General features: G+C 73.4%; 24 protein-coding genes. 13 read left to right on the forward strand and 11 right to left on the reverse strand.

Features of this window, described 5'->3' with window-relative positions; genetic code table 11:
• Positions 1-28: 28 nt before the first annotated feature.
• Positions 29-2,134 carry a transketolase gene (gene tkt, locus FHR37_RS06515; protein WP_092883007.1) on the reverse strand — a complete coding sequence of 702 codons (2,106 nt, stop codon included), beginning with the start codon at positions 2,132-2,134 and terminating at the stop codon, positions 29-31.
• Positions 2,135-2,479: 345 nt separating this feature from the next.
• On the opposite strand from tkt, the gene FHR37_RS06520 reads away from it, so the two are divergent.
• Complete coding sequence (locus tag FHR37_RS06520; protein WP_237768724.1) at positions 2,480-3,505, forward strand: heme o synthase; 1,026 nt, start codon at positions 2,480-2,482, stop codon at positions 3,503-3,505.
• Between the two features lie 117 nt (positions 3,506-3,622).
• Complete coding sequence (locus tag FHR37_RS06525; protein WP_092883005.1) at positions 3,623-4,426, forward strand: tyrosine-protein phosphatase; 804 nt, start codon at positions 3,623-3,625, stop codon at positions 4,424-4,426.
• An 80-nt stretch (positions 4,427-4,506) separates the two neighbouring features.
• Here the strand turns inward: FHR37_RS06525 and FHR37_RS06530 are convergent, their stop codons facing one another.
• Entirely contained in the window at positions 4,507-6,009 is a 1,503-nt protein-coding gene (locus FHR37_RS06530; RefSeq protein ID WP_092883004.1) for an MFS transporter, read from the reverse strand.
• 228 nt (positions 6,010-6,237) lie between these two features.
• Here FHR37_RS06530 and FHR37_RS06535 point away from each other — a divergent pair, with 228 nt between their 5' ends.
• Positions 6,238-7,893 (forward strand): DEAD/DEAH box helicase, encoded by a 1,656-nt coding sequence (locus FHR37_RS06535; protein WP_092883003.1) that lies wholly within the window; start codon positions 6,238-6,240, stop codon positions 7,891-7,893.
• A 157-nt stretch (positions 7,894-8,050) separates the two neighbouring features.
• On the opposite strand, the gene FHR37_RS06540 is transcribed toward FHR37_RS06535, so the two are convergent.
• The 3 genes from FHR37_RS06540 to FHR37_RS06550 all read right to left on the reverse strand — a co-directional run bounded on the left by FHR37_RS06540 (position 8,051) and on the right by FHR37_RS06550 (position 10,910).
• On the reverse strand, positions 8,051-9,061 hold the full coding sequence (locus FHR37_RS06540; RefSeq protein WP_237768723.1) for a COX15/CtaA family protein: 1,011 nt from the start codon (positions 9,059-9,061) through the stop codon (positions 8,051-8,053).
• A gap of 119 nt (positions 9,062-9,180) precedes the next feature.
• Complete coding sequence (locus FHR37_RS06545) at positions 9,181-9,978, reverse strand: ABC transporter permease (RefSeq protein ID WP_092883002.1); 798 nt, start codon at positions 9,976-9,978, stop codon at positions 9,181-9,183.
• Positions 9,975-10,910 (reverse strand): ABC transporter ATP-binding protein, encoded by a 936-nt coding sequence (locus FHR37_RS06550; protein WP_092883001.1) that lies wholly within the window; start codon positions 10,908-10,910, stop codon positions 9,975-9,977. The genes FHR37_RS06545 and FHR37_RS06550 overlap by 4 nt, the downstream gene beginning before the upstream one ends.
• A gap of 263 nt (positions 10,911-11,173) precedes the next feature.
• Between FHR37_RS06550 and FHR37_RS06555 the strand changes: the two genes are divergently transcribed.
• From FHR37_RS06555 to FHR37_RS06595, 9 genes are all read left to right on the forward strand, one after another.
• A complete protein-coding gene (locus FHR37_RS06555; RefSeq protein WP_202818048.1) occupies positions 11,174-11,977 on the forward strand; it encodes a helix-turn-helix transcriptional regulator in 804 nt (267 codons plus the stop codon).
• Positions 11,974-13,386: a Fe-S cluster assembly protein SufB gene (gene sufB, locus FHR37_RS06560; protein ID WP_092883000.1), complete on the forward strand. Its 1,413-nt coding sequence runs from the start codon at positions 11,974-11,976 to the stop codon at positions 13,384-13,386. The genes FHR37_RS06555 and sufB overlap by 4 nt, the downstream gene beginning before the upstream one ends.
• A 93-nt stretch (positions 13,387-13,479) precedes the next feature.
• Complete coding sequence (gene sufD / locus FHR37_RS06565; protein WP_237768722.1) at positions 13,480-14,847, forward strand: Fe-S cluster assembly protein SufD; 1,368 nt, start codon at positions 13,480-13,482, stop codon at positions 14,845-14,847.
• Positions 14,844-15,179: a non-heme iron oxygenase ferredoxin subunit gene (locus FHR37_RS06570; protein ID WP_092882999.1), complete on the forward strand. Its 336-nt coding sequence runs from the start codon at positions 14,844-14,846 to the stop codon at positions 15,177-15,179. The genes sufD and FHR37_RS06570 overlap by 4 nt, the downstream gene beginning before the upstream one ends.
• Positions 15,180-15,205: 26 nt before the next feature.
• Positions 15,206-15,970: a Fe-S cluster assembly ATPase SufC gene (sufC, locus tag FHR37_RS06575; protein ID WP_092882998.1), complete on the forward strand. Its 765-nt coding sequence runs from the start codon at positions 15,206-15,208 to the stop codon at positions 15,968-15,970.
• Positions 15,967-17,301: a cysteine desulfurase gene (locus FHR37_RS06580; protein WP_275936396.1), complete on the forward strand. Its 1,335-nt coding sequence runs from the start codon at positions 15,967-15,969 to the stop codon at positions 17,299-17,301. Before sufC ends, FHR37_RS06580 begins: the two co-directional genes overlap by 4 nt.
• A gap of 31 nt (positions 17,302-17,332) precedes the next feature.
• Positions 17,333-17,860, forward strand: coding sequence for a Fe-S cluster assembly sulfur transfer protein SufU (gene sufU, locus FHR37_RS06585; protein ID WP_092882997.1), 528 nt, complete (start codon positions 17,333-17,335; stop codon positions 17,858-17,860).
• Positions 17,857-18,180, forward strand: coding sequence for a metal-sulfur cluster assembly factor (locus FHR37_RS06590; protein WP_092882996.1), 324 nt, complete (start codon positions 17,857-17,859; stop codon positions 18,178-18,180). The genes sufU and FHR37_RS06590 overlap by 4 nt, the downstream gene beginning before the upstream one ends.
• Entirely contained in the window at positions 18,158-18,943 is a 786-nt protein-coding gene (locus FHR37_RS06595; protein WP_092882995.1) for an acVLRF1 family peptidyl-tRNA hydrolase, read from the forward strand. Before FHR37_RS06590 ends, FHR37_RS06595 begins: the two co-directional genes overlap by 23 nt.
• A gap of 22 nt (positions 18,944-18,965) precedes the next feature.
• Here FHR37_RS06595 and FHR37_RS06600 read toward each other — a convergent pair whose 3' ends face one another.
• Positions 18,966-19,898, reverse strand: coding sequence for an LLM class flavin-dependent oxidoreductase (locus tag FHR37_RS06600; RefSeq protein WP_139238907.1), 933 nt, complete (start codon positions 19,896-19,898; stop codon positions 18,966-18,968).
• Positions 19,899-20,284: 386 nt separating this feature from the next.
• On the opposite strand from FHR37_RS06600, the gene FHR37_RS06605 reads away from it, so the two are divergent.
• Complete coding sequence (locus FHR37_RS06605; RefSeq protein WP_092882993.1) at positions 20,285-21,169, forward strand: IclR family transcriptional regulator; 885 nt, start codon at positions 20,285-20,287, stop codon at positions 21,167-21,169.
• Here the strand turns inward: FHR37_RS06605 and FHR37_RS06610 are convergent.
• Genes FHR37_RS06610 through FHR37_RS06630 form a run of 5 tightly spaced genes read right to left on the reverse strand, consistent with a single transcriptional unit; the run spans position 21,136 to position 25,739 of the window.
• Complete coding sequence (locus FHR37_RS06610; protein WP_092882992.1) at positions 21,136-21,816, reverse strand: energy-coupling factor transporter transmembrane component T family protein; 681 nt, start codon at positions 21,814-21,816, stop codon at positions 21,136-21,138. The genes FHR37_RS06605 and FHR37_RS06610 overlap by 34 nt on opposite strands.
• Positions 21,813-22,487 (reverse strand): energy-coupling factor ABC transporter ATP-binding protein, encoded by a 675-nt coding sequence (locus tag FHR37_RS06615; protein ID WP_092882991.1) that lies wholly within the window; start codon positions 22,485-22,487, stop codon positions 21,813-21,815. Before FHR37_RS06615 ends, FHR37_RS06610 begins: the two co-directional genes overlap by 4 nt.
• Positions 22,484-23,755, reverse strand: a complete 1,272-nt coding sequence (locus FHR37_RS06620; protein WP_202818029.1) for a thiolase family protein — start codon at positions 23,753-23,755, stop codon at positions 22,484-22,486. Before FHR37_RS06620 ends, FHR37_RS06615 begins: the two co-directional genes overlap by 4 nt.
• Positions 23,752-25,047: a class I adenylate-forming enzyme family protein gene (locus FHR37_RS06625; protein WP_092882990.1), complete on the reverse strand. Its 1,296-nt coding sequence runs from the start codon at positions 25,045-25,047 to the stop codon at positions 23,752-23,754. Before FHR37_RS06625 ends, FHR37_RS06620 begins: the two co-directional genes overlap by 4 nt.
• A gap of 11 nt (positions 25,048-25,058) precedes the next feature.
• A complete protein-coding gene (locus FHR37_RS06630; RefSeq protein ID WP_092882989.1) occupies positions 25,059-25,739 on the reverse strand; it encodes a biotin transporter BioY in 681 nt (226 codons plus the stop codon).
• Positions 25,740-26,020: the final 281 nt, after the last annotated feature.

The raw sequence follows: 26,020 nt of genomic DNA on the forward strand, positions 1-26,020 counted from the left end.
CCTTTTCAGCTGTGTGGGTGTCGGGCCTTCAGGCGCGCACCGCCGCCAGGCTCTCCCTGGCGGCCTGCGCCACCGTGCCCGCGGTGAAGCCGAACTCCTCGAACAGGGTCTGGTAGTCCGCCGAGGCCCCGAAGTGCTCGAGCGAGACGATCCGGCCGGCGTCACCGGCGAAGCGGTACCACGGCTGGGCGATGCCGGCCTCGACGCACACCCGGGCGCGCACGGTCGGCGGCAGCACGGTGTCGCGGTAGGACTTCTCCTGCGCGTCGAACCACTCCACGCACGGCATCGAGACGACCCGCGCCCCGACACCTTCCTCGGCGAGCTGCTCGCGGGCGGCCACCGCCATCTGCAGCTCCGACCCTGTGGCGATCAGGATCACGTCGGGCACCGCGTCGCCGGGCGCGTCGACCAGGACGTAGCCGCCGCGGCCGACCTCGCTCGCCGGCGCGAACCCGCTGCCCTCCGAACGGTCGAAGGTCGGGAGGTTCTGCCGGGAGAGCGCGAAGCCCTTGGGGCTGGTGGGCCGGTCGAGCGCGAACTGCCACGCCGCCGCGGTCTCGTTGGCGTCGCCGGGCCGGATCACGTCCAGCCCGGGAATCGCCCGCAGCGCGGCGAGGTGCTCGACCGGCTGGTGGGTGGGCCCGTCCTCGCCCAGGCCGATCGAGTCGTGCGTCCAGACGTAGAGAACGGGCAGCTGCATCAGCGCGGCCAGCCGGACCGACGGGCGCATGTAGTCGCTGAACACGAGGAACGTCGCGCCGTAGGGGCGGGTGCCGCCGTGCAGGGCGATGCCGTTGAGGATCGCGCCCATGCCGTGCTCGCGGATGCCGAAGTGCAGCACCCGGCCGTACCAGTCGCCGGCGAACTCCTTGGTGGCGTACTCCGGCGGGATGAACGACGGCTCGCCGTCGGGCGTGGTGTTGTTGGACTCGGCCAGGTCGGCCGAGCCGCCCCACAGCTCCGGCAGCGCCGGCGCGAGTGCGGAGATGACCGCGCCGGACGCCTTGCGGGTGGCGACGGCCTTGCCCGCCTCGAACGTCGGGATCCGGTCGGTCCAGCCCTCGGGCAGCCGGCGCTCGCGCATCCGGTCCAGCAGCTGGGCGCGCTCGGGGTTCTTGGTCCGCCAGGCGGAGAAGGAGCCGGTCCACTCCCGGTGCGCCTCGCCGCCGCGCTCGCGCAGCTTGCGTACGTGCTCCAGGACGTTGTCGTCCACCACGAACGACTTCTCCGGGTCGAAGCCGAGGATCCGCTTGGTGGCGGCCACCTCGTCGGAGCCGAGCGCGGCGCCGTGCGCCTTGCCGGTGTTCTGGGCGTGCGGCGCGGGCCAGGCGATGATGGTGCGCAGGACGATCAGCGACGGCCGGTCGGTCTCGGCGATCGCCTTCTGGTAGGCGTCGTACAGCGCCTGGACGTCCTCGACGTAGTCGTCGGAACGCTTCCACTCCACCGTCTGCACGTGCCAGCCGTAGGCGTCGTAGCGCTCGGCGACGTTCTCCGACAGGGCGATCGTGGTGTCGTCCTCGATGGAGATCTTGTTCTCGTCGTACAGCGCGATCAGGTGGCCGAGCTTCTGGTGCGCGGCCAGCGAGCTGACCTCGTGGCTGATGCCCTCCTCGATGTCACCGTCACTGACGATCGTGAAGATCCGGTGGTCGAACGGGCTGGTGCCGGCGGGGGCGTCCGGGTCGAGCAGACCGCGCTCGCGGCGGGCGGCCATGGCCATGCCGACGGCGTTGCCGAGACCCTGTCCCAGCGGACCCGTCGTCGTCTCCACCCCGGCGGTGTGCCCGTGCTCGGGGTGACCCGGGGTGCGGCTGCCCCACTTGCGGAAGTGCTTGAGGTCTTCCAGGTCGAGCAGGCCGGCGAAGAAGAGCTGGATGTAGAGCGTGAGGCTGGTGTGGCCGGCGGACAGCACGAACCGGTCGCGCGCGATCCAGTCGGGGTCGGCGGGGTCGTAGCGCATCAGCCGTTGGAAGAGGAGGTACGCCGCGGGCGCCAGGCTCATCGCGGTGCCGGGGTGGCCGTTGCCGGATTTCTCGACCGCGTCCATGGCGAGCGCGCGGATCGTGTCCACGGCCCGCTTGTCCACGTCGGTCCAGTCGAGGGGGGCGAGTGCGTCGCTGGAAGTCATACGGCTGATCGACTCCTGTCAGGAGATGCGGAAGCCATCGTTTGCGAGCCTACCCACGTGCGGATCTGCTCGCGCGGCGGTGCCGTCCACCGCGCAGCCCGGGATCGGTCCGGATTCACCCGCGCGGTGCGGCGCAGTTCTCCGGCCTACCCGGCACGAGGCGCCGGAACCCTCCCCGCGAGGCGGCCGATGTGTCCGGACTGTGGGGGTATGGGCAGCGTATGAGCCCCTGCCCGCGGGGCACCGCAAGCCCGGGGACGGCCTGCCGGGGTACGGCTCCTAGACTTGCGCCGATCGTGCGGCCGGACCGTCCGGCCGATCCGCACTCCCGGTGACGAGGTGTTCGTGGCGGCAGTCGACTCCGGCCCCATCGCTTCTGGCCCCACCACCTCGGGGTCGCGCACCTCGGGCCACCGCACCTCCGACGACCGCACCTCCGGGCCGCGCGCGGGGGACGGGCACACCTCCCCGCCGCGCCGGGCGCACTGGCGGGACGTCGTGGCGGCGTACGTCGCGCTCACCAAGCCCCGCATCATCGAGCTCCTCCTCGTCACCACCGTGCCGGTGATGTTCCTCGCCCAGCGAGGCGTCCCGTCGCTCGGCCTGGTGTTCGCCACGATGGTCGGCGGCATCGCCGCCGCGGGCAGCGCCAACACCCTCAACTGCGTACTCGACCGCGACATCGACGAGCGGATGCGCCGCACCCGCCGGCGGCCCCTGCCCCGGCACGCGGTGGGCCCGCGCAACGCCGCGGTCTTCGGCCTCGTGCTCGGCCTGGTCGCGACGCTGTGGCTGGGCTTCCTCGTCAACTGGCTGTCGGCCGGGCTCGCGCTGGCCGCGAACGCGTTCTACATCCTCGTCTACACGCTGGTGCTGAAGCGGCGTACGTCACAGAACATCGTGTGGGGCGGCATCGCCGGCTGTTTCCCGGTGGTGATCGGGTGGACGGCGGTACGCGGTTCGCTCGACTGGGCGCCCCTCGCGCTGGTGCTGGTGGTGTTCTTCTGGACGCCGCCGCACACCTGGACGCTGGCGATGCGCTACCGCGAGGACTACGCCGAGGCCGGCGTGCCGATGCTGCCGGTGGTCGCCACCGAGCGCGCCGTGGCCCGGCAGGTGGTGGCCTACTCCGCCGCGACGGTGCTGGCCTCCCTGGCGCTGTGGCCGATCGCACCGACCGGCTGGCTGTACCCCGTCGCCGCCGCCGTGCTGGGCGCCGTCGTCATGGTGGAGGCGTTCGCGCTGGTACGCCGGGTGGCGCGCGGGCAGACCGGTCCCGCGCTGCGGCCGATGCGCTTCTTCCACTGGTCCAACCTCTACCTCGCGCTGTTGTTCGTGGCGGTCGCGCTCGACCCGCTGCTGACCCGCTGACCGTTCCCGAACACATCCGCCGCGCGGACCCCTCGCCTGCGTAGGCTGAAGATCGGTCGTCGCGCGCCCGGGCGCGACGTGGCGATGGGACATGCTGTGAAGGGGTGCACCGCACAGATGGCTGGTTCGCACGGTCGACAGAACTCCTCCTCCGACGACTTGCGGGACGACGTACGCGACGACGTCGAGGCCGCGCTCGACCTGGACGGCCTGCCGTCCCGGCACCTCGACTGGCCCGACTGCCGCAACGCGCGGGACCTCGGCGGCCTGCCGACCGGCGACGGCCGGGCGATCCGGCACCGCGCGCTGATCCGCACCGACAGCCCGCACCGCCTCACCGAGCAGGGTGTGGCCGCCGTCCACGCGTACGGCGTGAGCCGGGTCCTCGACCTGCGCCGGGACATCGAGTGCGAGCGCGCCCCGAGCCCGTTCGCCGGTACGCCGCTGCACTGCCACGTGCCGGTCCAGAACCCCGCCGACCCCGACCACGAGTGGCTCACCCTCGCCGAGATCTACACCGCGATGCTCGACCTGCGGCCGCAGTTGTTCGCCACCGCCGTGGCCGCGATCGCCGACGCCCCGCCCGGCGGGGTCGTGGTGCACTGTGCCGGCGGCAAGGACCGCACCGGGATGGTCGTCGCGATGGCGCTGCACCTCGCGGGGGTGGAGACGGCCACCATCGCCGCCGACTACGCCCTGACCGAGGGCCGGCTCGCGGAGGAGAACGCCGCCACCCTCGAGGCCGTCACCGACCCGCGGATCCGGGAGATCATGCGCGGGCTCCAGCCGACGCCGCCGGAGGTGATGCTGACCACGCTCGAACACCTGGACAGCACGTACGGCGGAGTGGCGAGCTACCTCGAACGCGGCGGGTTCGGCGCCGACCGGGCGCGGGTGCTGCGGGACCGCCTCGTCGGCTGAGGCCCGACGGCCGGGTGGTCGAGGACCGACCTGGCCCGGAGTCGTCCGGGACGCGGCTCGCATCGGCAGGAACCCGGCGGTCAGGGGGCGGGCTGCTCCTCGTGCGCGCACCGGGTGGCGGGATCGCCGCAGCACTGCTGCAGCCCGGCCAGCGGGTGGGGGTCGACCGGCGTTCCCCGGCGTACGGTCGCCCACGCGATCAGCCCGCCGGCCGCGCACACCACCGCCGCGATCACCATCGCCCGGACGTAGCCGGGCCCGAGCGGACCGCCGCCCATGGCCACGCCGGCGACCGGCGGCAGGATCGCCACCGCCAGCAGTCCGGCGGTGCGCGCCACCGCGTTGTTGACGCCGGACGCCGTGCCCACCCGTGCCTCCGGCACCGACGCGAGCACGGTCGAGGTCAGCGGCGCCACGGTGGTCGCCAGGCCCAGCCCGAACACCACCACCGAGGGCAGCACCACCGTCCAGTACGACGTGCCCGGCACGATCCGGGCCATCATCGCCAGGCCGGCCGCGGCGACCAGCGGCCCGATCGTCATCGGCAGCCGGGGTCCGATGCGCTGGGCGAGGGCGCCGATCCTGGGGGAGAGCAGCATCATCAGCACCGTCAACGGCAGGTTGGCGACGCCCGCGGCCAGCGCGGAGTAGCCGAGGGACTGCTGCAGTTGCAACGCCAGCAGGAACAACGCGCCGCCCAGCGCGGCGTACACCGCGAACGTCGTGAGGTTGGCGCCGCTGAACTGCCGGGATCCGAAGATGTCCAGCGGGAGCAGCGGATCGGGTGAACGCCGCTCCACCAGCGGGAAGCCGACCAGACCGGCGACGCCGACGATCACCGCGACCACGGTCGCGGGTATCCAGCCCCGGGCGGGCACCTCGATCAGCGTGTACGTCAGGCCTGCGAGTCCCGCGACGACGCAGACGGTGCCGAGCACGTCCAGCCGGTGGGGCGTGACCGGGGCGCGGCTCTCCGGCACGTGCCGGACGGTCAGCGCCAGCGCGACCACGGCGATCGGGAGGTTGATCAGGAAGACCCAGCGCCAGGACGCGGCGACCACCAGCCAGCCGCCGACGAACGGGCCGACCGCGGCGGCCACGCCGGTGAGCCCGGCCCAGGTGCCCACCGCCCGGCCCCGGTCCTCGGGGCGGATCGAAGCGTCGATCAGGGAGAGGCTGCCGGGGACGAGCAGGGCACCACCGACGCCCTGGGCGAGCCGGGCCACCACGAGCACCGGCCCGGTGGGCGCCAGCCCGCAGGCCAGCGAGGCCAGCGTGAACACGACCAGACCGAGAGTGAACACCCGCCGCCGGCCGTACCGGTCGCCGAGCACCCCGCCGAGGAGCAGCAGTGCACTGAGCGTGAGCAGGTAGCCGTCCAGCACCCATTGCTGGACCAGCAGCCCGCCACCGAGGGACCGCCCGATGGCGGGCAGTGCGATGGTGACCACCGTGCCGTCCAGCAGGGCCATGCCGGAGCCGAGGATCGCGGCGGTCAGCACCCACCGGCCGGTGGGTGAGGCAAGGGACATCCGGTGACCGTCGGTGATGCCACCGGAGCCGGCGCTCGCGGCGTTGCTCATGGTGGCAGAGCCTACGGAACCCGATTGTGGCCGCGAAGGGTCACATGGGTATGATTCCTCTGCGACGGCGTCCGCCGTCCCTCCTGTGGGCGAGCCGCCCGCATGGTCGCCCTCCGAGCGTTGTCCCGTTTCCGCCTGCCAGGCCCTTTCTCGCGTGCCGGCCGGGCGTCGCGCGCACCGCGGACCGGAAGTCGCGGCCGCAGCCTTTTCACGGAGCTGTCCTTCTTCATGCCCCAGTACTCCGAGGCGGAACATTCCCGCCGCGTTCGTCGTACCACCTCTGACTTCAGCAGTGCCTCGCGTTCCTCCGGTTCCTCCTTTGGTTCCAGCCGTTCGTCCGGCTCCTCGCGTTCCTCCGGGTCCTCGGGTTCCTACGCTCCACGCGGCCGCGGTGACGCGGCACCGTCGGGTCGTTCCCGGGGCCGCAGCACCCGCCCGCCGCGCAACGGTGGCCGGCCCTCGTCCGCGCCGGCACAGGACGGGCTGGCCGCGTACGAGCGCGAGCTCGACGCCGCCCTGGACGCGGCCTCGGTCGCCGAGTCCGCCGACCTGCCCGCGAGCTTCGCCGAGGTCGGCCTGCCCGAGCGGCTGGTCGAGGCGCTCTCCCGGCGCGGGATCGACCGGCCGTTCGCCATCCAGGCCCGCACCCTGCCCGACACCCTCGCCGGTCGCGACGTGCTCGGCCGGGCGCAGACCGGCTCCGGCAAGACGCTGGCGTTCGGTCTGCCGATGCTCGCCCGGCTGAGCGCGGGCGTCGACTCCCGTCGTCCGGGCACGCCCCGCGGGCTGGTCCTGGTGCCGACCCGGGAGCTCGCCCAGCAGGTCGCCGACGTGCTGACCCCGCTGGCCCGGCGGATCAACGCCTCGCTCACCACCGTCTACGGCGGCGCGTCCATGCGGCGCCAGGTGCTGGCGCTGCGCGGCGGCGTCGACGTCGTGGTCGCCACCCCCGGCCGGCTGATCGACCTGATCGAGCAGGGCGAGTGCTCGCTCGGCGAGGTCGAGGTCACCGTGCTGGACGAGGCCGACTACATGGCCGACCTCGGCTTCCTGCCCGCGGTCACCAAGCTGCTGGACATGACGCCGGCCGGCGGGCAGCGGATGCTGTTCTCGGCCACCCTGGACCGCGGCGTGAGCCGGTTGGTCCGTACGTACCTCACCGACCCGGCCGTGCACGCGGTCGCGCCGGCCGCGGCGCCGGTGGAGTCGGTCGACCACCGGGTCTTCACGCTGCGCGCGGACGACAAGGTGGCGGTGGCCGCGGAGATCGCGGCCCGCCCGGGCCGGACGCTGTTCTTCGTCCGTACCAAGCACGGCGCCGACCGGCTGGTCCGCCAGCTCGGCCACGCGGGCGTCCCCGCGGCGGCCATCCACGGCAACCTCAAGCAGGGTGCCCGGCAGCGGGCCCTCGCCGGGTTCGCCTCCGGTGCGCCCCGGGTGCTCATCGCCACCGACGTGGCCGCCCGTGGGATCCACGTCGACGACGTGGACCTCGTGGTGCACTACGACCCGTCCGCGGACCACAAGGACTACCTCCACCGGTCCGGCCGTACGGCCCGCGCCGGGGCGACCGGCACGGTCATCTCGCTGGTCCAGCCGGACCAGCGGCGCGACGTGGCCAAGCTGCACAAGCTGGCGAAGGTCACCCCGGCCGCTGTTGACGTCGAGCCCGGGCACGAGGCCGTCCGGGACGTCGCCGCCTCGGGTACGCCGATCGTGGTGACCCGGCCGGCGGTCGAGCCCTCCGGTCCGCGTGGTGGTGGGCACGGCCGCGGCGGGCGGGGCGGTTCCGGCGGACGCCGGCCGCGCCGTACCGGTGGCGGTGGCGGCCGCGTCGACCACGGTGGTCGCCGGGGCGAGGGGCGCAACAGCCGCGCCTCCTGACATCCGCGCCCTCCGGGGCAGCTGAGAGTACGAGGACCCGCGGTGGCCAGGTGCCACCGCGGGTCCTCGCGTTTGCGCCCGGGTTCCGCGTGGCGCCTGGGTTTCGTGGGTCGTACGTGGGTTCCGCGGGATTGCGCGGAGGGATGCGCGGCGCCGGTCAGGCCCGCCGGCCGGCCGGGGTGATGCCGCGGACGGTCAGCGCCCTGGACCGCACCGTGGGCCCCACCCTGGACCTCCTCGCGGACGTCTCCGCCGCGTCCCGGGTGCCGGCCGGCTCGTCCGCGGTCGCCGCGGGTTCGCGCGTACCGACGAGCACCCAGGTCGCGACCGCGAGCGTGAGCGCCGCGCCGCCGACGTGCACCCCGACGAGGGCGGCGGGCAGGCCGGTGAAGTACTGCACGAACCCGACTGCCCCCTGGCCCACCTCGACCAGCAGCAGGGCGAGCGCGGCCCGCCGGGCACGCGCCGGTGCGCCGGTGGCCCAGACCGCGGCCAGCATCCCGACGGTGAGGCCGATCAGGAGGAACACCACGTCGGCGTGCACCTGGCTCACCGCGGCCGGGTCCAGGCCGTTGCGCCGGGCCTTCAGGTCGCCGGCGTGCGGGCCGCTTCCGGTGACCACCGTCCCGAGGTAGAGCACCGCGACCGCGGTCGCGAACAGGCCGTACGCCAGCCCCCGGACCGGTCGGGGAACGGTCGCCACCATCGGCCCGCCGGGTTCGCGGGTGCGCCGGGCGAGCACCACGGCCACCGCCACCAGCGCGGGGGACACCATGAAGTGCGCTCCCACCACCCACGGGTTCAGGTGGGTGAGCACGGTGATGCCGCCCATGACGGCCTGCGCGGGAATGCCGAGCAGCAGGATCCCGGACAGCCACCGCAGGTCACGGCGGCGCGGGAGGTAGCGCATCGCCGCCAGCCAGGTCAGCCCCACCACGATCGCGAGGGCGAACGTCAGCAGTCGGTTGCCGAACTCGATCGCGCCGTGCAGGCCGAGCTCGGGGTGGGAGACGAACGAGGTCTCGGTGCACCTTGGCCAGGTGGGGCAGCCGAGCCCCGAACCGGTCAGCCGGACGGCGCCGCCGGTGACCACGATGGCGAGGTTGGCGACCACGGAGGCGACGGCCAGGCCGCGGATCTGGCCGAGAGAAGGACGGGGGACCTGCACGCGCCAAGGGTATGCGGCCACACCCGGACGCCGGTCGGCTCCCCTCGGGCCCCGGCTCCCCTCGGGCTCCCCTCGGGTCCGGCCGGGGCGGGATGTCCGGCTCGGGCGGTTCGCCCGGCTCACTCCCAGCGGAACGTACGCGAGGTGGCCAGCGCCGCCGCGAGCAGCCAGGCGACCAGGATGCCCACGCTGCCCGCCACGGCACCCCACGAAGGGACTGCCGTCGCACCGGCCGCGCCGAGAACCTGCCGCAGGCCCTCGGCCAGCGCCGCCGACGGCAGCCAGCCGATCAGAGGCTGGATCGCGGCGGGGTAGGACGTCACCGGCACCAGCGTCGCGCCGCACACCACCAGCAGCAGGTAGACGAGGTTGGCGCCGGCCAGGGTCGCCTCCGCGCGCAGGGTCCCGGCCATCAGCAACCCGAGCGCGGCGAAGGCGCTCGTCCCCGCGACCACCAGCACCACGACCGCCCCGACGGTGCCGGCGCCGAGGCTGGGCCGCCAGCCCAGGGCGTACGCCACGGCGCCGATCAGCACGACCTGCACGACTTCCACCATCAGGACCGCGAGCACCTTGCCGGCCAGCAGCCCGGTGCGGGGCAGGGGGGAGACGCCGAGCCGTTTGAGCACGCCGTACCTGCGTTCGAACGCGGTGGCGATGGCCAGGCTGGTGAACGCCGTGGACATCACCGCGAGGCCGATGACCCCGGGCGCGAGCACGTCGATGCGCCGCTGCGGGCCGAGGGACAGTCCGGGGGCGAGCGTGCCGGCGGCCAGCAGCAGCAGCGGGATGACCAGGGCGAGGACGACCTGTTCGCCGTTGCGGAACAGCAGCCGCGCCTCCATCAGCCCCTGGGCGACCACCATCCGGGGCAGCGACGCCGCGCCGGGGCGGGGGGTGAAGGTGGCGGCACTCACGCGCGCAGCTCCCGTCCGGTGAGCTCGAGGAAGACGTCCTCGAGGGTGTGGCGTTCGACCGCGAGGTCGTCGGCGAGCACGCCGTTGGCGGCGCACCAGGCGGTGACCGTGGCGAGCAGGTGCGGGTCGATCTCGCCGAGGACGAGATAGCTGCCCGGCGCGGGTTCGCGTACCTCGCTCCCGGCCGGCAGCGCGGCCCGCAGCGACCGGACGTCCAGTCCCATCGGCCCGCGGAAGCGCAGCGAGTTCGCGGCGCCCCGCGAGGTCAGCTCGGCGGGGGAGCCGGAGGCGATCACCCGGCCGTGGTCGATGACGTACACCTGGTCGGCGAGGCGTTCGGCCTCCTCCATGTAGTGCGTGGTGAGGACCAGCGACACGCCGTCGCGGCGCAGCTCCTCGACCAGCTCCCAGGTGGATCGCCGGGCGTGCGGGTCCAGTCCGGCGGTGGGCTCGTCCAGAACGACGAGCTCGGGCCGGCCGACCAGGGCGGTGGCCAGGGCCAGGCGCTGCTTCTGCCCGCCGGACAGCCGGCGGTACGGCGTACGCCCGCAGCTGCCGAGGTCGAGCCGGTCCACCAGCAGGCCTACGTCCAGGGGATGTGCGTGCAGCCTGGCGACGTGCCGGATCATCTCCTCGGCCCGTACGCCCGACCACGCGCCGCCCTCCTGCAGCATCACGCCGAGGCGCGGCATCAGCGCCTGCCGGTCGGCCACCGGGTCCAGGCCGAGGACGCTCACCCGGCCGCTGTCGGGCCGGCGGTAGCCCTCGGCCGTCTCGATCGTGGAGGTCTTGCCGGCGCCGTTGGGGCCGAGGAAGGCGGTGACACTGCCCTGCCGGACGGTGAGACTCAGTCCGTCCACCGCGGTGACGGCGGAGCCGCCCCGCCCGTAGCGCACCACGAGATCCTCGATCTCGATCACCAGATCGCCCACTCTGGGAGTCTAGGTCCGGCCCCTGGGAGGTCCGGCGGCCGGGATTCGGTGCGGCACGGCGTCCGGTTCGTCCCGGAACGCGGCTCGATGTGACCAAGGTCGCAGCCGGATCGGACCCTCACACCGGGGGACTTAGGGCGGCCTCACTAGCCTGTCCGGACGAATAACAGCACAATGGCGTTGTGAAAAACACCCGGTCGTCCACGGTGGCTCCGGCCCCGTTGGCGTCGCACTCCACACCCCCGGGCCCCGCGCCCGCCGGGGTGAGCGGTGCTGCGCATGCGGACGCCGAGGCCGGGCATGAGTCCACCCGGGAACGCGTTGCCCGGGTGATCCTCGAGCGTGGGCCGCAGACGGCGGCCGCGCTCGCCGACCAGTTGGGTGTCACTCCCGCCGCGATCCGCCGCCACCTGGACGCGATGGTGGCCGAGGGCGTCGTCGCGGCCCGCGAGCAGCGGGTTCGCGGACCACGTGGGCGCGGGCGCCCGGCCAAGGTCTTCGCCATCACCGACGAGGGCCGCAGTGCGTTCCACCAGGCCTACGACGACCTGGCGGTGAGCGCCCTGCGCTACATCCGCGAGACCGGCGGGGAGGACGCGCTGGAAGCTTTCGCCCGGCTGCTCGTCGGCCGGCTCGAGGAGCGTTACCGCTCGGTCGCCACGGCGTTCCCGGCCGACGAGGGAACAACCGCGCTCGCCGAGGCGCTGTCGGAGGACGGGTACGCTGCCTCGGTCGAGCCGGCGGGTACGGGTGAGCAGTTGTGCCAGCACCACTGCCCGGTGGCCCACGTGGCCGAACAGTTTCCGCAGCTGTGCGAGGCGGAGACGGAGGTGTTCTCCCGGCTGCTCGGGCGGCACGTCCAGCGCCTGGCGACCATCGCGCACGGGGACGGCGTGTGCACGACCCACGTACCCCGCCCCGGCGGGGCCGGCCGGTCCGAGAGGCCGCAGGCCCCCGAAGGCACCACCACCCCGACGAACCCGACGAACCCGACGAACCAGACGAACCAAACGAACGACCGCACGACCCACAGTGTTCGATCCCGGACTGGGAGGAATTCTTCATGAGCACGACCGCGCATCCCGAACTCGAGGGGATCGGCCGCTACGAGTACGGCTGGGCCGACTCCGACGTCGCGGGCGCGACCGCCAAGCGTGGCCTGTCCGAGCAGGTCGTGCGGGAGATCTCCGCTCTCAAGAACGAACCCGAGTGGATGCTCGACATGCGGCTGCGGGGGCTGAAGTTCTTCTACCGCAAGCCGATGCCCACCTGGGGCGCCGACCTGTCGACGATCGACTTCGACAACATCAAGTACTTCGTGCGGTCCACGGAGAAGCAGGCGACCACCTGGGACGAGCTGCCCGACGACATCAAGAACACCTACGACAAGCTGGGCATCCCCGAGGCGGAGAAGCAGCGGCTGATCGCGGGTGTCGCGGCGCAGTACGAGTCCGAGGTCGTCTACCACAAGATCCGCGAGGACCTCGAGGAGCAGGGTGTCATCTTCGTCGACACCGACACCGGGTTGCGTGAGCACCCGGAGCTGTTCAAGGAGTACTTCGGCACGGTGATCCCGGCCGGCGACAACAAGTTCGCCGGGCTGAACACCGCCGTGTGGTCGGGTGGGTCGTTCATCTACGTGCCGAAGGGCGTGCACGTGGAGATCCCGCTGCAGGCGTACTTCCGGATCAACACCGAGAACATGGGCCAGTTCGAGCGGACGCTGATCATCGTCGACGAGGGCGCCTACGTGCACTACGTCGAGGGCTGCACCGCACCGATCTACTCCACCGACTCGCTGCACTCCGCTGTGGTCGAGATCGTCGTGAAGAAGAACGCCCGCTGCCGCTACACCACGATCCAGAACTGGTCCAACAACGTCTACAACCTCGTCACCAAGCGGGCGACCGCGGCCGAGGGCGCGACGATGGAGTGGGTCGACGGCAACCTCGGCTCGAAGATCACGATGAAGTACCCCGCGATCTACCTCATGGGCGAGCACGCCAAGGGCGAGACGCTCTCCATCGCGTTCGCCGGCGAGGGCCAGCACCAGGACGCGGGCGCCAAGATGGTGCACTGCGCGCCGCACACGTCGTCCTCGATCATCTCCAAGTCGGTGGCCCGCGGCGGCGGCCGTACCTCCTACCGCGGTCTGGTCGAGGTACAGGACGGCGCCGACCACTCCAAGAGCACGGTGAAGTGCGACGCGCTGCTGGTCGACCAGGTGAGCCGGTCCGACACCTATCCCTACGTCGACGTCCGCGAGGACGACGTGGAGATGGCGCACGAGGCCACGGTCTCCAAGGTGACCGACGACCAGCTCTTCTACCTCATGAGCCGCGGGCTCAACGAGGACGAGGCGATGGCGATGATCGTGCGCGGCTTCGTGGAGCCCATCGCGCGTGAGCTGCCGATGGAGTACGCGCTGGAGATGAACCGGCTGATCGAGCTGCAGATGGAGGGGTCCGTCGGCTGAACCCCGCGGTGGCGGTGCGGCCGCCGGCGACTCCGGTTCGCCCCGGCGGGCCGCACCACACCGCGGCCGACGACCTGTTGGTACGACGAGAAGGTGAGAGCGACACCCGACATGCCCGATCACGACCAGACCCACACCGGCGCCGAGGCCGCGCAGGAACGCGCAGCCGTGGCGTCCCAGGTGCTCTCGCCCGACACCGGCGCGGCCGCCGGCCCGCCGCCGACCCCCGCGGGCTCGGCCGGCCAGGCGCACTCCCACGGCGCGGGCGCGGACGCCAAGCCCGCGTCCCACCTGCACCCGGAGGGCTCCTTCGACCTGGCCGACCACCCGGTCCCGACGGGCCGGGAAGAGGTGTGGCGGTTCACCCCGCTGAAGCGGCTGCGTGGACTTAACGACGGTTCGGCGGAGGCCACCGGCAAGGTGGTCGTCGACGTGTCCGCGGGCCCGGAGGTCCGGGTGGAGACCGTGGGTCGCGACGACCGGCGGCTCGGCTCGGTGCACAAGCCCGGCGACCGGGTGAGCGCCCAGGCGTGGACGTCGTTCGCGCAGGCCACCGTGGTGACCGTCCCGGCCGAGGCGCGCCCGGCCGAGCCCGTGGTGGTGACCGTGCGCGGCGAGGCGGCGGATGGTGCGAGCTACGGCCACACCTTCGTCGACGTCCAGGCGTACGCCGAGGCGGTCGTGGTCCTCGACCACGTGGGCTCGGCGACCTACGCCGACAACGTCGAGCTGTCCGTCGGCGACGGCGCCAAGGTGACGCTGGTGTCGGTGCAGGACTGGGCCGACGACGCCGTGCACGCCGGGCACCAGGCGCTGCTGATCGGCCGGGACTCCCACGTCCGGCACGTCGTGGTGACCTTCGGCGGCGACCTCGTACGCCTGCACACCCACCTGTCCTACGCCGGTCCGGGCGGTGAGGTCGAGGCGCTCGGCCTGTACTTCGCCGACGCCGACCAGCACCTCGAGCACCGGCTGTTCGTCGATCACAACCAGCCGCACACCCGCAGCAACGTCGAGTACAAGGGCGCGCTGCAGGGCAAGGGCGCGCACACCGTGTGGGTCGGCGACGTGCTGATCCGCAAGGTGGCCGAGGGAATCCAGACGTACGAGCACAACCGCAACCTGATGTTGACAGACGGCTGCCGCGCGGACTCCGTACCTAACCTGGAGATCGAGACCGGCGAGATCGAGGGCGCGGGCCACGCCAGCGCCACCGGCCGGTTCGACGACGAGCAGCTGTTCTACCTCCAGTCGCGCGGCGTGCCGGCCGACGAGGCCCGCCGGCTGGTCGTGCACGGCTTCTTCGCCGACCTCATCCGTCACATCGGCGTCCCCGAGCTGCGCGAGCGGCTGATGGGCCACGTCGAGGAGGAGCTCGAGCGCAACGTCGGCTTGCCGCCGGCCTCCTCCACCGCGGTGCCGCTGGCACCGGCCGCGTCCTCGCCGGAGGTGGGAGCGTGACCGACTACCTGCGCGCCTGCCCGCTGGCCGACCTTCCCGACGTCGGGGCGCTCCCCGTCGTCGTCGACGGTGTGCCCGTCGCGGTCGTCCGCAGCAGCGAGGGCGACGTCCACGCGATCCACGACGTCTGCTCGCACGCGGAGGTGGCGCTGTCGGAGGGCGAGGTCGAGGACGGCGAGATCGAGTGCTGGCTGCACGGCTCGCGGTTCGACCTGAACTCCGGCGCCCCGACCGGACTCCCGGCCACCGAGCCGGTGCCGGTCTACCCCGTGAAGATCGACGGCGACGACGTGCTGGTCGACGTCCACCACCCGCTGAACTCCCAAGCCTGACCCCGCAAGAACTGGAGCCTGAATCCGTGAGCACCCTCGAGATCCGCGACCTGCACGTCTCCGTCGAGACCGAGTCCGGCCCGAAGGAGATCCTGCGCGGGGTCAACCTGACCGTGAGGTCGGGGGAGACCCACGCGATCATGGGTCCCAACGGGTCGGGCAAGTCGACGCTGGCCTACTCCATCGCCGGCCACCCGAAGTACCAGATCACCCGCGGCACGGTCACCCTGGACGGCGAGGACGTGCTGTCCCTGAGCGTGGACGAGCGCGCCCGTGCCGGCCTCTTCCTCGCCATGCAGTACCCCGTCGAGGTGGCCGGGGTGTCCGTGGCCAACTTCCTGCGTACGGCCAAGACCGCCGTCGACGGCAAGGCGCCCAACCTGCGCAGCTGGGTGAAGGACGTCAACGGCGCCCTGCAGCAGCTCGGCATGGGATCCGACTTCGCGCAGCGCAACGTCAACGAGGGCTTCTCCGGCGGTGAGAAGAAGCGGCACGAGATCGCGCAGCTGGAGCTGCTCGACCCGAAGTTCGCGATCCTGGACGAGACCGACTCCGGCCTGGACATCGACGCCCTGAAGGTCGTCTCCGACGGCGTCAACCGCTTCCACGGCAAGGGTGACAAGGGTGTCCTGCTGATCACCCACTACACCCGCATCCTGCGCTACATCACTCCCGACTACGTGCACGTCTTCGTCGACGGCCGGGTCGCGGAGGAGGGCGGCCCCGAGCTCGCCGAGAAGCTGGAGGCCGAGGGGTACGCCGGCTACCAGAAGGCAGGCACGTCGTCGTGACCGTGGACCGGACCGGCCTGGACGTGGAGCGGATCCGCAAGGACTTCCCGATCCTCGAGCGGGTCATGCCCGGTGGCCGGCCGCTGGTCTACCTCGACAGCGGGGCCACCTCGCACAAGCCGCGCCAGGTGCTCGACGCCGAGCGGGACTTCTACGAACAGCACAACGCCGCGGTGCACCGGGGCGCGCACCGGCTCGCCGAGGAGGCGACCGACCTCTACGAGTCCGCGCGGGCCCGGATCGCCGCGTTCGTCGGTGCCGGGGTGGACGAGGTGGTGTTCACCAAGAACGCCACCGAGGGCATCAACCTCGTGGCGTACGCGATGAGCAACGCCGCCACCGCCGGGCCGGAGGCCGAGCGCTTCCGGATCGGACCGGGCGATGAGGTGCTCGTCACCGAGATGGAGCACCACGCCAACCTCGTTCCCTGGCAGGAGCTGTGCCGGCGCACCGGCGCGACCCTGCGGTGGTTCGGGCTGACCGACGAGGGCCGGCTGGACCTGTCCCAGATCGACCAGCTGATCAACGAGCGCACCAAGCTGGTGGCGCTGACCCACCAGTCCAACGTGCTCGGCACGGTCAACCCGCTCGACCTGATCGTGCCCCGCGCGCGCGCCGTCGGCGCCCTGGTGGTGCTGGACGCCGCGCAGTCGGTGCCGCACCAGCCGGTCGACTTCGCCGCGCTGGACGTGGACTTCCTGGTGTTCTCCGGCCACAAGATGCTCGGGCCCACCGGCGTCGGCGTCCTCGTCGGCCGGCACGAGCTGCTGGCCGCGATGCCGCCGTTCCTCACCGGCGGGTCGATGATCGAGGTGGTGCGGATGGAGGGGACGACCTTCGCCCCGCCGCCGCAGCGGTTCGAGGCCGGCGTACCCAACATCGCGCAGGTCATCGGCCTCGGTGCCGCGGTCGACTACCTCCAGTCCGTGGGCATGGAGGCGGTCGAGGCGCACGAACGCGACCTCACGGCGTACGCGCTGGAACGCCTGCCGGCGATCCCCGGCGTGCGGATCATCGGGCCGCCGACCGCGGAGGCACGCGGCGGTGCGGTGTCCTTCGTGGTCGACGAGATCCACCCGCACGACGTGGGCCAGGTGCTCGACGAGCTGGGCATCATGGTGCGCGTCGGGCACCACTGCGCCTGGCCGATCGTGCGCCGCTACAAGATTCCGGCCACCACCCGGGCGACGTTCTACCTCTACAACAACCGCGCCGAGGTCGACGTGCTCGCCGACGGGATCGAGCAGGTGCGGCGGTTCTTCGGCGTCGCCGACCCGGCGGTGGGGACGAGCGGGCGGTCGGGCGGTTCCGGCGCGACCACCACGAGCTGACAGCAGCAGACGACAGGACGGTGCTGACCTGATGCAGGTCGAGGCGTTGTACCAGGACATCATCCTGGACCACTACAAGAACCCGCACGGCAAGGGCCTGCGGGAGCCGTTCGAGGCCGAGGTCTACCACGTCAATCCCACCTGCGGTGACGAGGTGACGCTGCGGGTGCACCTGGAGGGCGAGGGCACCGGCGCGACGGTCGCGGACGTGTCGTACGACAGCATGGGGTGCTCGATCAGCCAGGCGTCGGCGTCGGTGATGTACGACCTGATCAACGGCAAGACCGTCAAGGAAGCCTTGCGGCTGCACGACGAGTTCCTCACGCTGATGCAGTCCAAGGGGCAGCTCGAACCCGACGAGGACGTGCTGGAGGACGGCATCGCGTTCGCCGGCGTGTCCAAGTACCCCGCCCGGATCAAGTGCGCGTTGCTGTCCTGGATGGCGTGGAAGGACGCGACCGCGAAGGCGCAGGCGGACCACGACGAGCCCGCCGAGCCCAACGAGCCCAATGACACAGACGAGCCCGACGAGACCGACGAGAAGGGAGCCGGCCGATGAGCGAGGCCGTGAAGACGAGCGAGGACGACCTGCTCGAGGCGATGAAGGACGTCGTCGACCCGGAACTGGGCATCAACGTCGTCGACCTCGGCCTGGTGTACGGCGTGAGCCTGGACGACGAGGGCGTGGCGACCATCGACATGACCCTCACCTCGGCCGCGTGCCCGCTGACCGACGTGATCGAGGACCAGACGCAGGTCGCCCTCGACGGCATCGTGCAGGCGTTCCGGATCAACTGGGTCTGGATGCCGCCGTGGGGCCCGGACAAGATCACCGACGAGGGTCGGGAACAGCTGCGTGCCCTCGGCTTCAACGTCTGATCCGGCCTCCGGGCCGGCGTCCGGAAAGCCTTCCGGCGCAGGGGAAACCACCCGCGAGCTGACGGTCGGGCCGGAGCGGCTCGACCGCTGGCTGGCGGGTTTTCTCACCCGGCACGGCGGGCCGGTGGTGGCGTCCGGCGGGGCGGAGGCGCCGGAGGGTGAGGGTTCGGCCCGCGGGCCCGTCGAGGTGTCCGCCGACCGCACGTCGGTGACGGTGTACGCCGCCGACGGTGCCCGGGTGGAGGTCGACGTGCCCTTCCCGCCGCTCTCCGCCGACCAGCCGGGGTCGGATCAGGACCTGCCGTACGCCGGACTGGTCGCGCACGTTGCCCGGGACCGCACGGTCGCCGTGGTGCTGGTGCGGATGGGCGGGTACGCCGCGGGAGTGTTCGACGGCGCGGCGCTGCGGGTCTCCAAGGTCGGTTCGCGGTTGGTGCAGGGCCGCACGGCCGCCGGTGGCTGGTCGCAGCAGCGGTTCGCCCGGCGCCGGGAGAAGCAGGCCCGGGAGGCGTTCGCGGCGGCGGCCGACGTGACGGCCCGGGTGGTGCTGCCGCACCTGTCCGACCTGGCCGCCGTGGTGGTCGGCGGTGACCGCCGGGCGGTGGGTCAGGTGCTGCAGGACCCTCGGCTGGCGCCGCTGCGCGAACTCGTGACCGGCCCGCACCTGGACGTCCCCGACCCGAAGCTCGCCGTGCTGCGGGCGACGCCGGAGCGGTTCCGTGCCGTACGACTGCGCCTCACCGATCCGGCCGAACCCGCCTGAACCATCGCCGTACGAGCCCTGGCTACCGAGCGGGCGCGGAAGCGCCGGCCGAACGAGCGGCGTTCTCCCGGTAGCGCGCGCAGGCGTCGGCGATCAACGTCACCGTGTCGGCGTCGGCCGGGTCCGGTGAGCAGATCAGCTCCGAGACCCCCTCGGCCTCCCAGGCGGCGAACGCCTCGGCCACGTCGTCCACGTCGCCCCGGATCAGCCGCTCCGGCAACTCCCCGGCATTGGCGGCGGTCGGCGCGGCCACCTGCACACCCGCGGTGCGGGCCAGCGTGGCCGGATCGCGGTCGATGTCGCGGCAGGCCTGGTCGAGCGCGGCGTTGGCCTGGCGGAAACGCTCGCCGGGCAGCCCGAACCACGCGAGGTTCCACTGGTCGGCGTACTGCGCGGCGAGGCCGAGCATCCGCGGCCGGACACCCGCCACCAGCACCGGCGGCACCGGACGGTCGGGGCGGTCGCGCACGGGTGCGTCCTGCACCCGGTGGTACTCACCGGAGAAGGTGGCCCGCCCGCTGCGCAGCATCGTGGTGATGATCTGCAGAGCCTCGTCGAACCGGCCCACCCGGTGGTCGAAGGGCAGGTCGAACGCCTGGAACTCCGGCTCGTGCCAGCCCGCGCCGAGGCCGAGGACCAGCCGGCCGCCGCTGACCTCCTGCAGGGTGTCGGCCATCCGGGCCAGTACGCCGGGCGGGCGGAACGCCGTGCACAGCACCAGGGCGCCCAGGCGGACGGTCGAGGTGGCCTCGGCCAGTGCGGTGAGCATGGTCCAGGCCTCCCACGGGGAGCCCGCACCGTCGTCGGTGGAGTCACCGACGAGGTGGTCGTAGACCCAGATCGAGTCCAGGCCCTGCGCCTCGGCCCGGACCGCGAGGTCGCGGATGCCGGCGTAGCCGCGGGGAACTCCGGGCTCCTGCTCGTCACCCATCGGGAGAATCAGACCTACGTGCACGCCGGCTCCTCTCACCGCCCGGGCTCCGCCCGGTTCGCGCTCGCAGGTTATCCGCTGGCGGGGTCCGGGGCGAGGTGCGCGAACCGGCCGGTTCGGCGCCGCGTGAGGATGCCGGCCGACCGCACGGGGTGGTCGTCCTCGCGTACGACCGGGCAGCAGGGGGTCGCTGCCGGTGATGTCCGTCGCCGGAAACGCTGCCGGTCAATGCCGCCAAGTGGGATAATCTCTCGCAATTCAGGACCCCCGTGACTGCGCACCACCGACGCACCGCCTACGCACCGCCGGAAGGGTGAGGTCAAACGAATCGCGAGGATTCGCCGAACGAACCGGCCGCGACGTCCCCGACTCCCACGACAGCCACGGCAGCCGTGGCAGCGACCACATCGATGACATCGATGAAGGCCGCGACGTCCGGGCGGCGCCGCGGCGTACAGTCCATCGATCGCGCCGTCGTCATCCTGCGCTGTTTCGACACCGCGCATCCCGAGCTCGGCATCAGCGACATCGCGCGCCGCACTGGCCTGTCGACGAGCACCACCCACCGGCTGCTCAGCGCGCTGCAGGACAACGGCCTCGTCCGCCAGTCCCGCGACCGCCGCTACGCGCTCGGCCCCCTGCTGCTGCGGCTGGCAAGGGTCGGCGCCGCACCGGCCAGCGTCCTCGACGCCGCCCGCCCGGTGATGACCCGGCTGCGCGACGAGGTGGAGGAGACGGTCGGCCTGCACGTGCTCCTGCCCACCCGCGAACGCGCGGTCATCGACCAGGTGGAGAGCCGCCATCCGCTGCGGCGTACCTACACCGAGTTCGGCGCCCCGATCCCGCTGCCGCTCGGCGCGCCCGGCAAGGTGCTGCTCGCCGCCCTGCCGTACGACGTGCAGGAACTGGTGCTCGCCCGGCCGGTCACCGCCGGGACCCGGGACACCTCATTGGCCAACCCTGCTGACCCTGCTGGCACTGCCGACCCCGCCGATCCCACTGAGCCGGACGTGCTGCGCAAGCAACTGGTCGGCATCCGCCGGCGCAACGTCGCGTTCTCCCGGGCCGAACGCACCTCGGGGATCCGTACGCTCGCCGCGGCCGTGTTCGACGGCGCAGACCTGCCCGTCGCCTCGCTCAGCGTCTCCGCGCCGGCCGGGCGGATGCCGGAGGAACGCATGGAGGAGTACGCCCCGCTGGTCGTCGCCGCCGCGTGGTCGATCTCCGAACAGCTCGGCGCCACCCGGGAGGGCGTCGCGGCCTACCTCACCCGGGCCGAACCTCCACCCGCCTGACCCGGCCCGGCATCGGGGTCATCGGGGTCGTCGTCGACGCCGCGGGCGGCCAGTGCCTCACCGATCGCGTCGGCCCGTTTGAGCAACCGGATGACGAGCGGGACGACCAGTGCGGCCGGGCTGCGTTCCAGGCCGCGGGCCCGCTGCGCCTCCCGGGTCTCGGCGAAGGTCTGGGCGACCAGGGGTACGCAGCGCACCGTCAGCGCCAGCACCAGCGCCACCCGGGCCGGGCTCACCCCCACCCGCCGCAGCGGGCGCAGGCACGCCTCGAACGTGTCCAGCATCGCCGACACCCGGGTGGTGAGCGTGACCAGCGCCGCCAGCGTGACCATCAACAGCAGCTGCCCGACGACCAGCACCGCCCGGTGCGGCCCGGCGGTCACCCACTGGAACGCCAGCAGCGGCACCGCGAACCACAGCACCGGCCGCAGCTGGGCGAGGCCCACCCGCCAGGGAATCCGGGCGAGCCCGGCGGCCAGCAACGTCGCCGCGAACGCCAGGGCGAGGGTGGGCACGGTGGTGATCCGCAGTACGCCGACCGCGGCCACCGCCAGGCCCGCGAGCTTCGCGCCGGCGGGCGCGCGGTGCAACAGCGAGCCGCCCGGCTGGTACAGCCCGAGCGTGCCGGCGTAGGAGGACCCGCTCACGCCAGCAGCTCCTCGTACGCCGCGACCGCCGAGGCCGGGTCGGTGTCGGCGACCAGCCGGCCCTCGTGCAGCACCAGCACCCGGTCGAACCCGGCCAGCAGCGGCAGGTGGTGGGTGACCAGCACGACCCGCTGGGGCAGCGAGGCCAGCAGCGCGGTGACCATCCGCGCGTTGCGCAGGTCGAGCAGCGTGGTCGGCTCGTCGCAGACCAGGGTGCCGGGTTCGGTGACCAGGACGCCGGCCAGTGCCAGCAGCTGGGTCTGCCCGCCGGAGAGCAGGTGGGCCGGGTGGTCGGCGTACTCCGCGAGGCCGTACGCCGACAGCGCGGCGTCCACCCGTTCGGCGATCTGGGCCCGGGACAGCCCGGACCGGCGCAGCCCGAACGCGACGTCCTCGGCCACCGTGGGCATCACCACCTGGGCTTCCGCGTCGCTGAACACGAACCCGACCCGGCGGCGCACCTCCCGGCCGGCCGTCCGCGTGTCGTAGCCGTCCACCAGCACCTGCCCGCGGGTCGGCAGCACCAGGCCGTTGAGCAGCCGCGCGAAGGTGGACTTGCCCGAGCCGTTGGCGCCGACGACGCCGATGCGGCGTTCGGAGAGCTGGAGGTCGAGCCCGGACAGCACGGTCCGCGGGCCGTACCGGTGGGAGACGCCGCGGAGCTCGATCACGGCCGGGCCCCGTCGGACCTGCCGGCGGACGTGCCGGCGGGGCTGCCGGCGGGTACCCTGGCCACCAGCGCGGCCAGTCCCATCCCGCCGCCGACCGCGACCGCGGCGAGCCCGAGGCCGGGACCGTCGGCGCGCACCATCCGGGAGAACAGCCGGACCAGGACGACCGCGCCACTCGCGCCCCACGGGTGGCCGAGCGCCAGCGCGCCGCCGTCGGGGCAGATGCGTTCCGGGTCCAGGTCGAGCGCGTCGGCGCAGGCGAGCACCTGCCCGGCGAAGGCCTCCACGAACTCGATCGCCCCCACGTCGGCGAGCTTGAGTCCCTGTCGGTCCAGCAGGGTGCGTACGGCGGACACCGGCCCCAGCCCGGGCCGGCCGGGGTCGGTGCCGGTGCACACCCAGTCGACCAGCCGCAGCCCGGCCCAGCCGCGGGCGGCGCGCAGTCGTTCGGAGACGACGGCGACGGCGGCCGCACCGTCGTTGACGCCGCAGGAGTTGCCCGCGGTGACCGTCCCGCCCTCGTCGAAGGGGACGAACGCCGGCCGCAGCCGCGCCAGCCGGGTCACGTCCAGCCCGGCTCGGGGACGGTCGTCGCGGTCGCATCCGGCCAACGGGACGATCTCGGTGGCGAACCGCCCGGCCGCCGCGGCCGCCACCGCCCGGGCATGGCTGCGCGCGGCGTAGGCGTCCTGGCGTTCCCGGCCGATCCCGGCCTCGCGGGCGATCAGGTCGGCGGCCGCGCCCATCTCCGGGTCGGCGTACGGCGGGGGAGCGAACGGCGCGCGGTCGTACGGGCGTGGTTCCTCGCCCGGGGTGTCCGGCCGCCACGCCCGCACCGGAGCGGTGGACGCGCTCTCCACCCCGCCGGCGAGGTACAGGTTGCCCCGGCCCGCCCGGACCTGACCGGCCGCCAGCGTCACCGCCTCCAGGCCGCTGCCGCACTGGCGGTCGACCGTCAGGCCGGGTACGGCCGGGCCGAGCCCGGCGCGCAGGGCCGCCACCCGGGCGACGTTCCCGCCGGGGCCCATCGTGTTGCCGAGGATCACGTCCGCGACCAGGGCGCTCGGCCCGACGCCCCCCTCCGCGTCCGGCGCGGCGTCCGGATCGACGGGGATCCCGAGGTCGGTGAGCAGGGCGCGCAGCACCGGCGCGGCGAGTTCGTCGGCGGACAGCCGGGCGAGGCCGCGGCCCGCCGTGGCCAGCGGTGTGCGCCGGGCGGCCACCAGGACCGGAGCGGTGCCGGGGACGGAGCCGGAACCGAGGCTCACGTCAGCACCCGGGCGCCGAGCGTGCCGTCACGCAGGCCGGCGCCGACCTCGGCCCGGGCCACCTTGCCGGCGGGGGTACGGGGGAGCCGGTCGACGGCATACCAGAGCCGTGGCCGGTCCGTGGCCGGCAGGCCCGACGCCGCGGCCGCCCGCAGCTCGGCCAGGGCGGGTGCGCGGTCCGGCCGGGGTTCGACGACGGCGGCGACGACCTGCCCCAGCCGTTCGTGCGGCGTACCGACGCAGGCCACCTCGGCCACGCCGGGCACCTGCCGCAGCACGTGTTCGACCGCCTCGGCGACGACGGTCGCCCCGCCGGTGGTGATCGCCGCGTCGCCGCGGCCGTGCACCGACAGCGTTCCGTCGTCGTGGCGTACGCCGTGGTCGCCGACCGTGGCGAACCCGTCGGGGTCGCGGTCCAGCCCGAGCGCGAGGTAGGGGCCGCGGGCCCAGATCACGCCGTCGCGGACGTCGACGGCCACCTCGGGGAACGGCCGCAGCCGGTCCGGTGGCAGACCGGGCCTGCGGATCGCCACGAAGGAGAGCTCGGCCGCGCCGTAGTAGTCGACCACCTCCACTCCCGCCTCGACGGCCGCCGCGCGGACGCCGGGGTCGAGGTGGGCCCCGCCGCACACGACGGTCCGCAGCCGGCTGGTCGCCGGGTCGAGCCGGTCCAGCAGTTCGGCGAGCATGCTCGGCACCAGGTGCACGGCGGTGCAGGACGCGCAGGCCCGGGCGGCCTCGATGGGCGACCAGGAAGGCAGCGCGTGCACGGCCGCGCCCACGGTCAGCGCGTGCAGGGCGCCGTACAGGAACAGGCTTCCGGACAACCGGCCGGGGACCAGCACCGTGTCCTGCGCGCCGACGCCGGTGAGCGCGGAGAACGTCGGGAAGCTGAACGTCCACGACCGGCGGGAACGCGCCACCGGCCGGGGCGTGCCGGTGCTGCCGGAGGTGAACACCACCAGGCTCACGGCGGTGCCGTGCCGGTCCACCAGTGCGCGGGCGGCGTCCACCGCGGACTCGCGTACGGCATCCGGCCAGTCGGCGTCGGCGACCACGGCGGCCGCCTCCAGCAGGTCGGCGGCGAGGACGGCGGCCAGCAGGTCGGCCGGCTCGGACTCCGCGCAGACGACGGCGTGCCCGGCGGCGACACCGGACGCGGCGAGCGCCTCGGACCGGGTTTCGGCGCGGGCCGCCAACTCGCCGTAGCTGACCGTCCCGGACGCACCGACCAGCGCCGGCCGGTCCGGCTCGGCGGCCGCCCGGCGGCGTACGTCGCGGGAGATGGGCATCGAGGCGAACGTTATCGCCGGGTGCGGCGGGTGGAGCCGGTCGGCTTCTCGCCCCCGGGATCGGTGGCGTCGTCCGAGGCCCCGGCCGGCTCGTCATCGTCGGCGGGGCCCTCGGGCTCGGCCGTACCCAGCGTCGGGTAGCCCGCGTGCACACCGCGGGCGACCAGCGTCGCGAGCACCGCCTTGATCAGATCGCCGGGCAGGAACACCGCCGCCGCGACCAGCGTGGCCACCAGCCCGGTCGTGCCCGACCGCCACGCCTGCACCGGAACGCCGATCGCGTACACCACGACGATGCCGCCGACGACGTTGGCGACCAGCCCGGCCGGGATGCTGTACGCCCGGTAGCGGGGGAGCAGGCGTTCGGTCAGCCAGCCGGTCACCCAGGCGCCCAGGGGGAAGCCCACGAAGTAGCCCGCCGACGCACCGGCCAGTACCCCGAGCCCGCCCCGCCCTCCGGCCAGCAGCGGCAGCCCGGCCAGGACGAGCGCGCAGAACGTCAGCGTCGCCAGCAGCCCGCGGCGCGCACCCAGGATCGACCCGGCCAGCATCGGCCCGAGCGACTGCGCGGTGATCGGCACGGCACTGCCGAACAGCGCGATCGATCCCGGCAGCCCGAGCACCGCGATCAGGGCCGCGAACAGCGCGATCAGCGCCAGGTCGCGGGTGGGTAGCCGGCGGTGGGGTGTCATCAGTGGAACTCCTCGTGGTTCGGTCCGGCCCAGAAAGCAGTCCGGACAGCGGGGCCGCATCGAGGGTATGCGGCCGGCCCGCCGGTCCGACCTGCCCTCCGCGCCAACGTCCGGTCCTGCCGCTTGGCGTGACCCCACAACCAGGGCCTCCACCGCCGGGCCACCGCCGGGTCGCGGCTCACCCGGAACAACCGGGTCGCGGCTCACCGAGATCGGCCTCTACACTGGCGGACATGCTCATCCGGATTGCGTGACCGGACACTCCGTTGCCCACGTGTCCC

The sequence above is a fragment of the Actinopolymorpha cephalotaxi genome, assembly GCF_013408535.1.
Lineage (GTDB): Bacteria > Actinomycetota > Actinomycetes > Propionibacteriales > Actinopolymorphaceae > Actinopolymorpha > Actinopolymorpha cephalotaxi.